This window comes from Mycobacterium spongiae, from assembly GCF_018278905.1.
In the GTDB taxonomy this organism is placed as follows: Bacteria; Actinomycetota; Actinomycetes; order Mycobacteriales; family Mycobacteriaceae; genus Mycobacterium; species Mycobacterium spongiae.
Map to the genome: position 1 here is coordinate 5,388,311 of NZ_CP046600.1, position 12,503 is coordinate 5,400,813.

At 65.5% G+C, this 12,503-nt stretch carries 13 protein-coding genes and 1 tRNA gene; 9 read left to right on the forward strand and 5 right to left on the reverse strand.

Going from position 1 to position 12,503, the window contains the following annotated elements; genetic code table 11:
- Nucleotides 1–462, forward strand: a complete 462-nt coding sequence (locus F6B93_RS21775) for a DUF4334 domain-containing protein (RefSeq protein WP_211696927.1) — start codon at nucleotides 1–3, stop codon at nucleotides 460–462.
- A gap of 141 nt (nucleotides 463–603) precedes the next feature.
- Here the strand turns inward: F6B93_RS21775 and F6B93_RS21780 are convergent, their stop codons facing one another.
- On the reverse strand, nucleotides 604–1,197 hold the full coding sequence (locus F6B93_RS21780) for a TIGR03086 family metal-binding protein (RefSeq protein WP_246540910.1): 594 nt from the start codon (nucleotides 1,195–1,197) through the stop codon (nucleotides 604–606).
- Nucleotides 1,198–1,220: 23 nt separating this feature from the next.
- Here F6B93_RS21780 and F6B93_RS21785 point away from each other — a divergent pair, with 23 nt between their 5' ends.
- A complete protein-coding gene (locus F6B93_RS21785) occupies nucleotides 1,221–2,045 on the forward strand; it encodes a crotonase/enoyl-CoA hydratase family protein (RefSeq protein ID WP_211696929.1) in 825 nt (274 codons plus the stop codon).
- Between the two features lie 3 nt (nucleotides 2,046–2,048).
- Here the strand turns inward: F6B93_RS21785 and F6B93_RS21790 are convergent, their stop codons facing one another.
- Together F6B93_RS21790 and F6B93_RS21795 are read right to left on the reverse strand one after the other, a co-directional pair.
- Nucleotides 2,049–2,444 (reverse strand): hypothetical protein, encoded by a 396-nt coding sequence (locus F6B93_RS21790; protein ID WP_211696930.1) that lies wholly within the window; start codon nucleotides 2,442–2,444, stop codon nucleotides 2,049–2,051.
- A 9-nt stretch (nucleotides 2,445–2,453) separates the two neighbouring features.
- A complete protein-coding gene (locus F6B93_RS21795; RefSeq protein WP_211696931.1) occupies nucleotides 2,454–3,158 on the reverse strand; it encodes a DUF4389 domain-containing protein in 705 nt (234 codons plus the stop codon).
- 203 nt (nucleotides 3,159–3,361) lie between these two features.
- Between F6B93_RS21795 and lipE the strand changes: the two genes are divergently transcribed.
- Nucleotides 3,362–4,627, forward strand: coding sequence for a lipase LipE (gene lipE / locus F6B93_RS21800; protein ID WP_211696932.1), 1,266 nt, complete (start codon nucleotides 3,362–3,364; stop codon nucleotides 4,625–4,627).
- Here the strand turns inward: lipE and F6B93_RS21805 are convergent.
- Nucleotides 4,609–4,695, reverse strand: a tRNA-Ser gene (locus F6B93_RS21805). The genes lipE and F6B93_RS21805 overlap by 19 nt on opposite strands.
- A 77-nt stretch (nucleotides 4,696–4,772) precedes the next feature.
- Between F6B93_RS21805 and F6B93_RS21810 the strand changes: the two genes are divergently transcribed.
- Nucleotides 4,773–5,762: an NAD(P)H-quinone oxidoreductase gene (locus tag F6B93_RS21810; protein WP_211696933.1), complete on the forward strand. Its 990-nt coding sequence runs from the start codon at nucleotides 4,773–4,775 to the stop codon at nucleotides 5,760–5,762.
- Nucleotides 5,763–5,779: 17 nt separating this feature from the next.
- Here F6B93_RS21810 and F6B93_RS21815 read toward each other — a convergent pair whose 3' ends face one another.
- On the reverse strand, nucleotides 5,780–7,042 hold the full coding sequence (locus F6B93_RS21815) for a cysteine desulfurase-like protein (protein ID WP_211696934.1): 1,263 nt from the start codon (nucleotides 7,040–7,042) through the stop codon (nucleotides 5,780–5,782).
- Nucleotides 7,043–7,168: 126 nt separating this feature from the next.
- Here F6B93_RS21815 and F6B93_RS21820 point away from each other — a divergent pair, with 126 nt between their 5' ends.
- From F6B93_RS21820 to wzm, 5 genes are read left to right on the forward strand one after another with little or no spacing between them, the layout of a single operon-like run.
- Nucleotides 7,169–9,163, forward strand: a complete 1,995-nt coding sequence (locus F6B93_RS21820) for a DUF6541 family protein (protein WP_211696935.1) — start codon at nucleotides 7,169–7,171, stop codon at nucleotides 9,161–9,163.
- A gap of 3 nt (nucleotides 9,164–9,166) precedes the next feature.
- Complete coding sequence (locus F6B93_RS21825) at nucleotides 9,167–9,712, forward strand: bacterial proteasome activator family protein (RefSeq protein ID WP_211696936.1); 546 nt, start codon at nucleotides 9,167–9,169, stop codon at nucleotides 9,710–9,712.
- Nucleotides 9,713–9,715: 3 nt separating this feature from the next.
- Complete coding sequence (gene wzt, locus F6B93_RS21830; RefSeq protein ID WP_211696937.1) at nucleotides 9,716–10,558, forward strand: galactan export ABC transporter ATP-binding subunit Wzt/RfbE; 843 nt, start codon at nucleotides 9,716–9,718, stop codon at nucleotides 10,556–10,558.
- Nucleotides 10,551–11,465: a galactofuranosyltransferase GlfT1 gene (gene glfT1, locus F6B93_RS21835; RefSeq protein WP_211696938.1), complete on the forward strand. Its 915-nt coding sequence runs from the start codon at nucleotides 10,551–10,553 to the stop codon at nucleotides 11,463–11,465. The genes wzt and glfT1 overlap by 8 nt, the downstream gene beginning before the upstream one ends.
- Nucleotides 11,462–12,292 (forward strand): galactan export ABC transporter permease subunit Wzm/RfbD, encoded by an 831-nt coding sequence (gene wzm, locus F6B93_RS21840; RefSeq protein ID WP_211696939.1) that lies wholly within the window; start codon nucleotides 11,462–11,464, stop codon nucleotides 12,290–12,292. The genes glfT1 and wzm overlap by 4 nt, the downstream gene beginning before the upstream one ends.
- Nucleotides 12,293–12,503 lie beyond the last annotated feature (211 nt).

Consider the following 12,503-nt stretch of genomic DNA (forward strand, 5'->3'; position numbering starts at 1 on the left):
ATGAGCCTGGCCCGCGCGAAGTTCGTCGAGTTCAAGGAACATGACGGACCCATTCCAGACGCGCAGCTCGACGACTTCTGGGCCACACTGTCGCCCGCGACCATCGACGACATGATCGGGCAGTGGCGCGGCGGCGAGTTCCGCACCGGCCACAGGATGAACGGCGCGCTGGAGAAGGCCGGCTGGTTTGGCAAGACGTTCACGTCCGCTACCGACGTACAGCCGCTGGTGTGCCTGGACGCCCAGGGAAACAAGTTCTCCAACGTGGCGATGGGCAAGGGGGAGGCAAGCCTCTGGCTTGAGGCCTTCCGCGGCGAAGTCACCGCAACGATGGTGTATGACGGCCAGCCGGTCCACGACCACTTCAAGAAGATTGACGACGACACCGTGCTGGGCATCATGAACGGCAAAGGTGTCCGCGACAATGGCCGATACTTCTACTTCTACCTAGAACGGGTCTAAGTATTGTGCCGTCGAGTGTGCGGTGACGGCGCCGAGTGTGCGTCCAAGGCGCGAATAAGTCGAAAACCGCGCCGTCAGCGCACCCTCACGGCCCACAGCGCACACTCGAGGCCCTCACTGCACACTCGGCGCGAGCAGGCCCTACGTAGCCGGGTTGCGGCCGGTGAACGCAACGAGCCGATCCAGGGCGCTGGCATCCTCGGACACGTCCACCGGGTCATCGAAACCGGCATGCACCCGTTCTTCGGGCTTGATGAGCTGCTGCGCCAACCCCAGCACATAGTCGGTCAGCGAATCCGGTGCCGTGATGTCGTGTCCCAGCGCCACCGCGTAGTCCCACGCGTGGACGAGAAACTCGATCGACAGAACAGAAGCGGCAACCCGGGCCGGCATCGAGCCGTGGGCCAGTGGCACCTCACCGTGCAGGCCGTGCCTGTGCCAGGCATCCAAGGCCGGGCGGGCCGCGGCCATGATCTGCCGCTCGACCGAGGCGGTCTGGTCACGCACCGAAAAATCAGAAAAATCCGCATCCACCATGCGCCCGATGACCATGACGGAGTTCAACAGATGTCCGGTCAGCTGCGACACGTCGTACTCCGAGCACGGCGTCGGCCGGGACAAGTCATCAGCAGCGACGGTGTGCAGGGCTTGCTGCAACACGACCAGCGTGGCCTCGGCGCTGGCTAACTCGTCGGTGGGGGCGGCATCTGGTCCAGGTTGCGATTCAGGAACCACGTCGCCCACGCTACGGTCTGGATATGGGCGAAACATACGAATCGGTCACCGTGGAAACCAAAGATCAGGTCGCGCAGGTGACACTGATCGGGCCGGGCAAAGGCAACGCGATGGGCCCGGCCTTCTGGTCGGAGCTGCCGGAGGTGTTCGCCAAGCTCGACGCAGACCGCGATGTGCGTGCCATCGTCCTTACCGGCTCGGGCAAGAACTTCAGCTACGGCCTGGACTTACCGGCAATGGGGGGGCTCTTGGCACCGGTGCTGGCCGAGGGCGCGCTGGCCCGCCCCCGCACCGACTTCCATACCGAGGTGATGCGGATGCAGCACACGATCACCGCTGTCGCCAACTGTCGCACTCCCACCATTGCGTCCGTACACGGTTGGTGCATCGGTGGCGGCGTCGACCTGATCTCCGCGGTCGACATTCGCTATGCCAGCGCGGACGCGAAGTTCTCGGTCCGCGAGGTCAAGCTGGCCATGGTGGCCGACGTGGGCAGCCTGGCGCGGCTTCCGCTGATCTTGAACGACGGGCATCTGCGGGAACTGGCATTGACGGGCAAGGACATCGACGCCGCCCGGGCAGAGAAGATCGGACTGGTCAACGACGTCTACGCGGACGCCGAGGCGGCCTTGGACGCCGCCCATACGACCGCGGCCGAGATCGCCGCCAATCCACCGCTGGCGGTCTATGGCGTCAAAGACGTCCTCGACCAGCAGCGCACGTCAGCCGTCTCCGAGAGCCTGCGCTACGTCGCCGCCTGGAACGCGGCATTCCTGCCGTCGAAGGATCTGAGCGAAGGCATCTCGGCGACCTTCGCCAAACGCCCCCCGCAATTCACGGGCGAATAGCTTCTACTGCATACGGCTCTCTGCGACGCTGGACCGCAAAGCGGCCGCGAGCAGCACCGTGGATATCGCCAATCCGGCGAATTCGAGCAGCCCCACTCCGGTTCCCGCGCCGTGGTGGGTGTCGACAATGTGGCTGAGCGCGTGCAGCGCCCAGTGCGCGGTGGCGAAGGCCAACGCCGGCACCCGCCACGTCGGCCAGCGCAATGCGGCCAGAAACAGCAGGCCCAGCGGCAACTCGAACGATGCGTTGTCGAAGATGTAGTGGTTGTTGCGGGGCCCGAACGCGCCGAGGGTGTCAAAAAAGACGCCCGGCGACACCAGCATGAAGGTCCCCAGCGCGACGGAATAGACGCCGTAGACGATCAGAATCGCATCGACATAGCGGGAGCGCTTGGCCATCCCAACCCGCTACGAGTTCGCAGTGGCCGAAGACTCGTGCTCACGCGGCCCCATGTCGAGGCGAAACGGTGGGTACTCGTCACGCATCAGCGAGACATACGCGTGCACTCGGACCGCCCACCGGTTGATACCGATCACGAAGTTGTACAAGCCCTTCGGGTAGCGCGCGGTGAACAGCAGGGCCACCACCGCTATCAGCAGCAGGACACAGATGAGCGGCGGCGGTCCGTAGCCTCCGCCGACCTGGTCTTCGCCCCACTCGTGGACGCCACGGGCCACGCGCCCCAGTCCGCCGTAGAAGGCGACGAGCACGAGGTAGTGCGGGACGGCAAGCAGCCACTTAACCAGCACGAGCCCGCGATGGAGCTTTTCGGGGTAGTCGACCTCCAGGTCGGCGGGATACTCGGAGTTGGGCTGCAGGCTGAACGGCGGGTACTTGTCGGTCCCCAATGCGTAGAGGGCGTAGAAGGCGACCCGCCACCGCCACCGCAGGACACCGACATTGAAGTCGAACAGCGCGCGGGGGTAGCGGCCAGTGAACAGGATCGCGAAGAACGCAATGACCGTCACCACAAAGTAGGCGATGTGCAGGAACACCAGGACGACGTAGTGGGGGATGGCGAGGATCCACTTGACCAGCCACTGCCAGCGTGACAGGCCGGGGTCGAGGTCACCACGAACCCGAACAGAAGAAAGGGTAGTTTCCGGTTGCATGATGCACGCTCCTCATGGCGCTCCGGCTCGTTTGATTAGCCGCGGATCCCTCAATTGTCCTGCATCCCGGCAGCCGAACCCATCATTTTCTGACACAGTGACCTAGGGGGGCCGGCCCACCAACCGCCCACCTCACGCCGGCTGCCGATGCGGTGGGGCACCACGTGCTGCCGGGACCAATCGACACCGAGGAGCGGCGCCCCATGACACCAGACGGCAGGATCCGCGTTCCGGCCGACCTTGACGCCGTCACCGCGACCGGCCCCGAGGACCACTCCGGAATCGACAGTGCCGCGGTCGAGCGGATCTGGCAGGCCGCACGCCACTGGTATCGGGCCGGTATGCACCCAGCAATCCAGTTGTGCATCCGACATAACGGGCGGGTGGTGCTCAATCGCGCGATCGGGCATGGCTGGGGCAACGCTCCCACCGACGAACCCGACGCCGACAAGGTCCCCGTCTCGACCGACACACCGTTTTGTGTGTACTCGGCGGCCAAGGCCATCACCGCGACCGTCGTGCACATGCTTGTCGAGCGTGGACAGTTCTCGCTCGACGATCGCGTTTGTGACTACCTGCCCACTTACACCAGCCACGGCAAGCATCGCACCACCATTCGGCATGTACTCACCCACAGCGCTGGCGTCCCGTTTCCCACCGGACCCAAGCCGGACGTCAGGCGCGCCGACGACCACGAGTACGCACAACGAAAGCTCGGCGAGCTCAAGCCGCTCTACCGGCCGGGATTGGTGCATATTTACCACGCGCTGACGTGGGGTCCGCTGATGCGCGAGATCGTCTACGCGGCCGCTGGCAAGGACATCCGGGAGATCCTGGCCACCGAGATCCTGGACCCGCTGGGTTTTCGCTGGACCAACTACGGCGTGGCCACCCGCGATGTGCCACTCGTCGCGCCGAGTCACGCCACCGGAAGGCCGCTCCCGCCGCTGATCGCGGCAATCTTCCGCAAGGCCATCAGTGGAACGGTGCACGAGATCATCCCGTATACGAATACGCCGGCTTTCCTGACCACCGTGGTCCCGTCGTCCAACACCGTGTCCACCGCCAACGAGCTATCCCGCTTCGCTGAAATCCTGCGCCGCGGCGGCGAGCTCGACGGTGTGCGCGTACTGAGCCCGGAAACACTGCACGGCGCCGTGGCGGAATGCCGGCGGCTGCGACCCGATTTTGCGACCGGGCTGGTGCCCCTTCGCTGGGGCACCGGATTCATGCTGGGGTCGACCAAATACGGACCATTCGGGCGCAACGCACCGTCGGCCTTCGGCCATCTTGGATTGGTCAACGTCGCGGTGTGGGCCGATCCCGAGCGGGGCCTTGCCGCTGGACTGATCTCCAGTGGCAAACCCGGCAGGGACCCGGATGCCGGGCGCCACAGCGCGTTAATGAACACCATTGCGGCTGCGATCCCGGCTGTGGACGTGTCACACGGCGGTGGCGGAGGGATTTGAACCCCCGGACGGTTTCAGCCGTCTCTCGCTTTCAAGGCGAGTGCATTAGGCCGCTCTGCCACGCCACCGCTGACAAGGGTAGCGGGGCTGCGACCGCGGGCCGGCGCTCGACTCCGAGCTGACCACCGCGTTGTAGCGTGGCGGGATGCGCGCCATCGTCGCCGAAACCGCCGATCGACTCGTATGGCGGGACGTGCCCGACATAGCCGCTGGACCTGGCGAGGTGCTCATCAAGGTGACCGCGGCCGGCGTCAACCGCGCCGACGTACTGCAGGCTGCGGGCAAGTATCCGCCCCCGCCCGGAGCGAGCGAGATCATCGGCATGGAAGTAGCCGGGGTCGTCGCGGACGTCGGTGCCCAGGCCGGCTCCGAGATCACCCCCTGGTCCGTCGGACAACCAGTCTGCGCATTGCTGGCCGGCGGCGGATACGCCGAATACGTCGCCGCGCCCGCCAGCCACGTCATGCCGATTCCGACCGGTGTCGACACTGTCGACGCCGCCGGGTTGCCCGAAGTCGCGTGCACCGTCTGGTCCAACCTGATCATGACCGCACACCTGAGCGCGGGCCAGCTAGTGCTGATTCACGGCGGGGCCAGCGGTGTCGGCAGCCATGCGGTCCAGGTGGCACGGGCGGTGGACGCCCGGGTGGCGGTGACTGCGGGATCGCCAGAAAAACTGGAGCTCTGCCGCGACCTCGGCGCCCAGATCACGATCAACTACCGCGATGAAGACTTCGTCGCGCGGGTGACGGAAGAATCCGGCGGCGGGGGTGCCGACGTGATCCTCGACATCATGGGCGCGGCCTATCTGCAGCGCAACATCGATGCGCTAGCCACCGACGGCCAGCTGGTCGTCATCGGGATGCAGGGCGGGGTGAAGGCCGAACTCAACCTGGGCAAGCTGCTGACCAAACGAGCGCGGGTGATCGGCACGACGCTGCGCGCGCGGCCGGAAACCGGCCCGAACAGCAAGGGAGCCATCGTCGAAGCGGTGACGGCCAGGGTCTGGCCGATGATCGCCGACGGGAAGATCCGGCCGGTTATCGGCGCACGCTTGCCTATCCAGGAAGCGGCCGACGCGCATCGGCTGATGCTGTCGGGCCAGCTGGCGGGCAAGATCGTTCTGACTGTGTAGGACCCGCGAGGCTGACCTCAGCCCAGTGATGCCAGCGCCCGCACCAGCTGGTCGACTTCCGACATGGTCGAGTAGTGTGCCAGGCCGACGGTGACCGCGCCGCCCACGTCGTTGACACCCAGCACGTCGAGCGCGCGGGAACTCGGGTTGGCGATCGCCAGAATTCCGTTGTCCGCCAACCGCTGCACGACCCGATCGGCTGGCACTTCCTGGACAGCGAAGCTGACAACCGGCACCCGCGCACCCTCCGGCGGTGCAGACATACCGCCAGCCGGGGCAACCCCCACCCGCTCGCGGTGCAGCATCGCTTGAGAGACCCCGATCAGCATCACCAGCGGCAGCGACCGCAGCGACACCATCAGATAGTCGAACAGCCGACTGAGATAGGCACTCGCGGATTGCATCGATACCGACAATCGCTCGCGCCTACTTCCGTGAGCCGACTCGTCTAGCGACGCGAGGTACTCGATGCTGGCCACCACGCCCGCCAGCAGGCCGAACTGGTGTACGCCGACCTCCAGGCGCGCTGGCCCGGTGGCATACGGGTCGGTCGACACCGAACCGAAGGAGTTCATCAGCGAAGGGTCGCGAAAAACCATCGCTCCGATTGGCGGACCACCCCAGCAGACCGCGTTGACGACCACGACGTCGGCATCGGTTTCCTGAAGGTCGATCAACCGGTACGGGGCGGCGGCCGAATGGTCGACCACCACGAGGCCGCCGACGTCATGCACCAGCTTGGTCATCGCTGACAGATCGGTCACCGCCCCCAGCGTTCCGGATGCGGAGGTGACAGCGACCAGCCGAGTCGACTTGCCGATCAGACCCTCCCACTGCCACGAGGGCAGCTCACCGGTTTCGATGTCGACCTCGGCCCACTTGACTTTGGCGCCATAGCGGTGCGCCGCGCGCAACCACGGGGCGATGTTGGCTTCGTCGTCAAGGCGGCTGACCACCAGCTCGTATCCCAAGCCCGCACGCGAGGACGACGCCTCAGCCAGCGACGACAAGAGCGCAGCGCGATCGGCCCCCAGCACGACACCACCGGGGTCCCCATTGACGAGATCGGCCACCGCTTCCCGCGCCGCATCCAGCACCGCAGCGCTACGGCGGGCCGACGGGTGAACCCCGGCCGTGCTGGGGCCGGATCTGCGGAACGCCGTCGACACGGTCGTTGCGACGGAATCGGGAATCAGCATCCCGGCGGGCGCGTCGAAATGCACCCACCCGTCACCCAGCGACGGATGCAGTCCGCGCACCCGGGCGACGTCGTATGCCATGCCAGCCACCTTAGAGCTTTCGACAATTCCGCAAACTGGTGACGGTAGCGGCCGGCACGGATGTTTCCAGACGTGCAAGCCGCTCCGGCGGCCGAAGCCAGCCCCCCGGGCAGACATACTAGTCCAGTGGGCCTGTGGTTCGGAACGCTGATCGCTTTGATTTTGCTGATCACGCCCGGAGCAATCATCGCGCGGATCGCCCAATTGCGGTGGCCCATCGCCATCGCGGTCGGCCCACCGCTGACGTATGGCGTGGTGGCCCTGGCGATCGTTCCCTACGGCGCACTCGGCATCGGATGGAATGGGTGGACGGCACTGCTCGCTCTTGCCGTCATTTGCCTGGTGGCAGTGGGTTTGCAGCTGCTGCTTGCTCGGTTCCGGGACACCGCGGCCGAGGCGAGGGCGATCGGTGGCGGGCCGGCGATAACGGTCGGTGCCGGCGTGCTGCTGGGAGTGCTGCTGATCGGCTGGGCGGCGCACCGCGGCCTGCCCGACTGGCAATCCATACCCAGTACGTGGGACGCCGTCTGGCATGCCAATACCGTGCGCTTCATCCTGGACACCGGCCAGGCGTCACCTACCCATATGGGCGAGCTCCGTAACGTCGAGACTCACGCACTCCTGTACTACCCGTCGGGGTTCCACGCCCTGGTGGCGGTGTTCTGCCAGCTGACCGGCGCGGCCCCCACCACGGGTTACACGCTGAGCTCGGTGGCCGCAGCGGTGTGGCTGTTTCCGGTCAGCGCGGCCGTTCTCACCTGGCGGATATTGCGTACCCGTGTTTGCGAATGGCGCGCCGCCGGCGCTGCGGCCACGGCCGCAGCACTCTCAGCATCGTTCACCGCGGTGCCCTACGTCGAGTTCGGCACCGCCGCGATGCCCAACCTCACCGCCTATGGGATCGCGGTGCCGACGATGGCGCTTATCTGCTCGACCTTGCGGCACCGCGACCGGATACCGCTGTCCGTGCTCGCGCTGGTGGGTGTCTTCTCGGTGCACATCACCGGCGGCATCATCGTCGTGCTGCTGGTGTCGGGCTGGTGGCTTTTTGAGACGCTGTGGCGTCCCGTGCGGAGCCGGCTTGCCGACGTATCAACGCTGGCCGGCGTGGCGGCAATCTCGGGGTTGATCCTGTTGCCGCAGTTCCTCAGCGTCACAAAACAGGAAGACATCATCGCCGGGCACACCTTCCCTACTCACTACAGCAAGAGGCACGGCCTATTCGACGCCGTTTTCCAGCACTCCCGGCATCTCAACGATTTCCCCGTCCAATACGCACTGATCGCGCTGGCCGCTGTCGGCGGGTTCATTTTGCTGTTCACGAAGATCTGGTGGCCAGTGGCGGTGTGGCTGCTGCTGATCGTGATGAATGTCGACGCCGGGACCCCCTTGGGCGGCCCCATCGGCGCTGCGGCCGGCGCCATCGGCGAGTTCTTCTACAACGATCCGCGCCGCATTGCGGCGGCCACTACCCTGCTGTTGACGCCGATGGCGGCCGTGGGGCTGGGTGCGCTGGTTGCGCTGTTGGTGGGCGGCGCGAAACGACTCACTGACCGTTTCAGACCCTCCCCGGCAAGCGGGAGGAATCCCCTGCCGGCGCCCGTCTGGGCGTCGGCGGCCGCGGCGCTACTGATCGCAGCCAGCCTCGTCGGCGCCTGGCATTACTTTCCGCGACACCGGTTTCTGTTCGGCGACAAGTACGACTCGGTGATGATCGACCAGCGAGACCTCGACGCGATGGCCTACCTGGCGACGCTGCCCGGCGCGCGCGACACGGTGATCGGCAATGCCAATACCGACGGCACCGCGTGGATGTACGCAGTGGCCGGCCTGCACCCGCTGTGGACCCACTACGACTTCCCGGTGCAACAGGGCCCGGGCTACCAGCGGTTCATCTTCTGGGCCCACGCCCGCAACGCCGACACCGATCCACGCGTACTCGAGTCCATCAAGGTCCTCAATATTCGCTACATCCTGACGAGCACGCCCACCGTTCGAGGGTTTGTCCTCCCCGACGGACTAGTGTCACTGGAGAAGTCGCCGTCGTGGACCAAGATTTACGACAACGGCGAGGCCCGAATCTACGAATGGCGCGGACACGCCGCCGCGACACACTCCTAGAAGGTGCGCAAGAGGATGGTGACGGGATTGGCTACCAGCGACGATCACGAGGACGTCGAGGGCGTGGAGGTTATTGGCGGCGTCGACCCGCGGCTCATGGCGGTACACGACAACGACGCCGACGAACAGTCCCTCACAGACCTGGTGGAACAGCCCGCCAAGGTGATGCGCATCGGCACCATGATCAAGCAACTACTCGAGGAGGTGCGCGCCGCGCCCCTCGACGAGGCCAGCCGCAACCGGCTGCGTGACATCCACGCCACCAGCATCCGTGAGCTCGAGGAGGGTCTGGCGCCGGAACTACGCGAGGAACTCGACCGACTCACCCTGCCGTTCGGCGAGGACGCCGCGCCGTCGGACGCCGAGTTGCGCATCGCCCAGGCGCAGCTGGTCGGCTGGTTGGAAGGGCTTTTCCACGGCATCCAAACCGCACTGTTCGCCCAACAGATGGCGGCTCGCGCGCAGCTAGAGTCGATGCGCCAGGGCGCACTCCCGCCCGGCGTCTCCATGCCGGGCCACCACGGTCACGGCACCGGACAGTACTTGTAAGCCGTGCCAACTGTTCCGCACATCGAGACACGTAGCGCGTGGGTGGAGTTTCCCATCTTCGATGCGAAATCGCGTTCGCTGAAGAAGGCCGTGCTGGGCAAGGCGGGCGGGACCATCGGGCGCAACGCCTCCAACGTGGTCGTCATCGAGGCGTTGCGGGACATAACAATGCAGCTGAAGCTGGGCGACCGGGTCGGCTTGGTGGGACACAACGGGGCCGGGAAATCGACCTTGCTGCGCCTGCTTTCCGGTATCTACGAGCCCACCCGCGGGTCCGCGACGGTCACCGGCCGGGTGGCGCCGGTGTTCGATCTGGGAATCGGCATGGACCCCGAGATCTCCGGCTACGAAAACATCATCATCCGCGGCCTGTTCTTGGGCCAGACCCGCAAGCAGATGCAGGCCAAGGTGGACGAGATCGCCGAGTTCACCGAGCTGGGTGACTACCTGTCGATGCCGCTGCGCACCTACTCCACCGGGATGCGCGTCCGGCTGGCGATGGGTGTGGTCACGAGCATCGATCCCGAGATCCTGCTGCTTGACGAAGGCATCGGCGCCGTGGACGCGGAATTTCTGAAGAAGGCCCAAACGCGGCTGGAGAAGCTGGTCGACCGCTCCGGAATCCTGGTTTTCGCAAGCCATTCCAACGAGTTCCTGGCTCGGCTGTGCAACACGGCGATGTGGATCGACCACGGTGTCATCCGACTCACGGGCGGCATCGAAGAGGTAGTGCGGGCCTACGAGGGTGAAGACGCTGCCCGCCACGTGCACGACGTCTTGGCAGAGACCCGACACCAAAAAGCGGCCAATACGCAGCTGGCACACAAAGCCACCGGGGATGAGTGAATCCGTCTTCGCCGTGGTCGTGACCCATCGGCGTCCTGACGAGCTGGCCAAATCTCTTGGTGTGCTGACCACGCAAACACGGTTGCCGGATCACCTGATCGTGGTAGACAATGATCCTCCAGAGGACAGCCGGGTCCGCGATCTTGTTGCCGGACAACCGATCTCCACAACCTACCTAAAGTCGCGCCGAAACCTCGGGGGCGCAGGAGGTTTCGCGCTCGGCATGTTGCACGCGCTGGCCCAAGGCGCCGACTGGGTGTGGCTGGCCGACGACGACGGACGCGCCCAGGACAGCCGGGTGCTCGCCACCCTGCTGGAGTGCGCCACCAAGCACAACCTGGCTGAGGTGTCGCCGATGGTGTGCAACATCGACGATCCGGATCGGCTGGCGTTTCCGCTGCGCCGCGGCTTGGTGTGGCGCCGGCGCGCAGCGCAACTGCGTACCGAAGCAGGGCAAGACCTGCTGCGCGGGATCGCGTCGCTGTTCAATGGCGCGCTGTTCCGGGCAACGACCCTGGAGGCAGTCGGTGTCCCGGACCTGCGGCTATTCATCCGCGGCGACGAGGTGGAATTGCACCGTCGTCTGGTCCGCTCCGGCTTGCCGTTTGGAACCTGCCTGGACGCGGTCTACCTGCACCCGTGTGGGTCAGACGAGTTCCGGCCCATCCTGGGCGGCCGAATGCACACCCAATATCCCGACGATCCCGCCAAGCGCTTCTTCACCTACCGCAACCGCGGCTACCTGCTCTCACAACCAGGTCTGCGCAAGCTCCTGCCCCAGGAATGGCTTCGGTTTGGCTGGTTCTTTCTGATCAAACGGCGCGACCCCAAGGGCCTATTGGAGTGGCGTCGGTTGCGCCGCTTGGGACGTCGTGAGCAGTTCGGCAAGCCAGGAGGATCCGCATGACGTTCATGGACGCCGCGGCACAGTCGCGGACGTTCGCCCGCGCCTGGGGCGATCTGGCCGACGGGTTCCGTCGCCACGAGCTGTGGCTGCATCTGGGTTGGCAGGACATCAAACAGCGGTACCGCCGCTCGGTGCTGGGACCGTTCTGGATCACCATCGCGACCGGAACCTCCGCCGTCGCGATGGGCGGCTTATATTCCAAGCTGTTTCATCTCGAGTTGTCGGAGCATCTTCCGTACGTCACGCTCGGATTGATCGTCTGGAATCTCATCAACGCCGCCATCCTGGACGGCGCCGACGTGTTCGTCTCCAACGAGGGCTTGATCAAGCAACTGCCGGCACCGTTGAGCGTGCACGTCTATCGGCTGGTGTGGCGGCAGATGATTTTCTTTGCTCACAACATCGTGATCTATGTCGTCATCGCGATGATTTTTCCCAAACCGTGGTCCTGGGCGGATCTGTCGGTGATTCCCGCGCTGGCGCTGATCGTCGGAAACTGCGTTTGGGTATCACTATGTTTCGGCATCCTGGCGACCCGCTACCGCGACATCGGGCCGCTGCTGTACTCCGTTGTGCAGCTGCTGTTCTTCATGACACCGATCATCTGGAATGCCGATACGCTGAACCGCCAGGGAGCTGGGCGCTGGGCGAGCATCGTCGAAATCAACCCGCTACTGCACTACCTCGACATCGTGCGTGCCCCGCTGCTGGGCGCCCATCAGGAGCTGCGGCACTGGGCGGTGGTGCTGGCGCTGACCGGCGTCGGCTGGATATTGGCGGCGATCGCGATGCGCCAGTACCGGGCGCGGGTGCCCTACTGGGTATAGCTACTACGCTTATGGCCGCTCGCCCGGGCCTCACAACAGGGGCCGGCGGGCTGTTCGACGGACGTGACCCCTCGGTCCGGACCAGTTCCTGTGAGGGAGCAAACCTGTTGAGCTCCAACCGTCGACGGCGAGCGGTGGCGGTACTCGTCGAGCGGTTCACGGCTTCGCTCCGGCGTTCCTGCCGGGTGGTCGGCCAACACCGTTCGGCGCA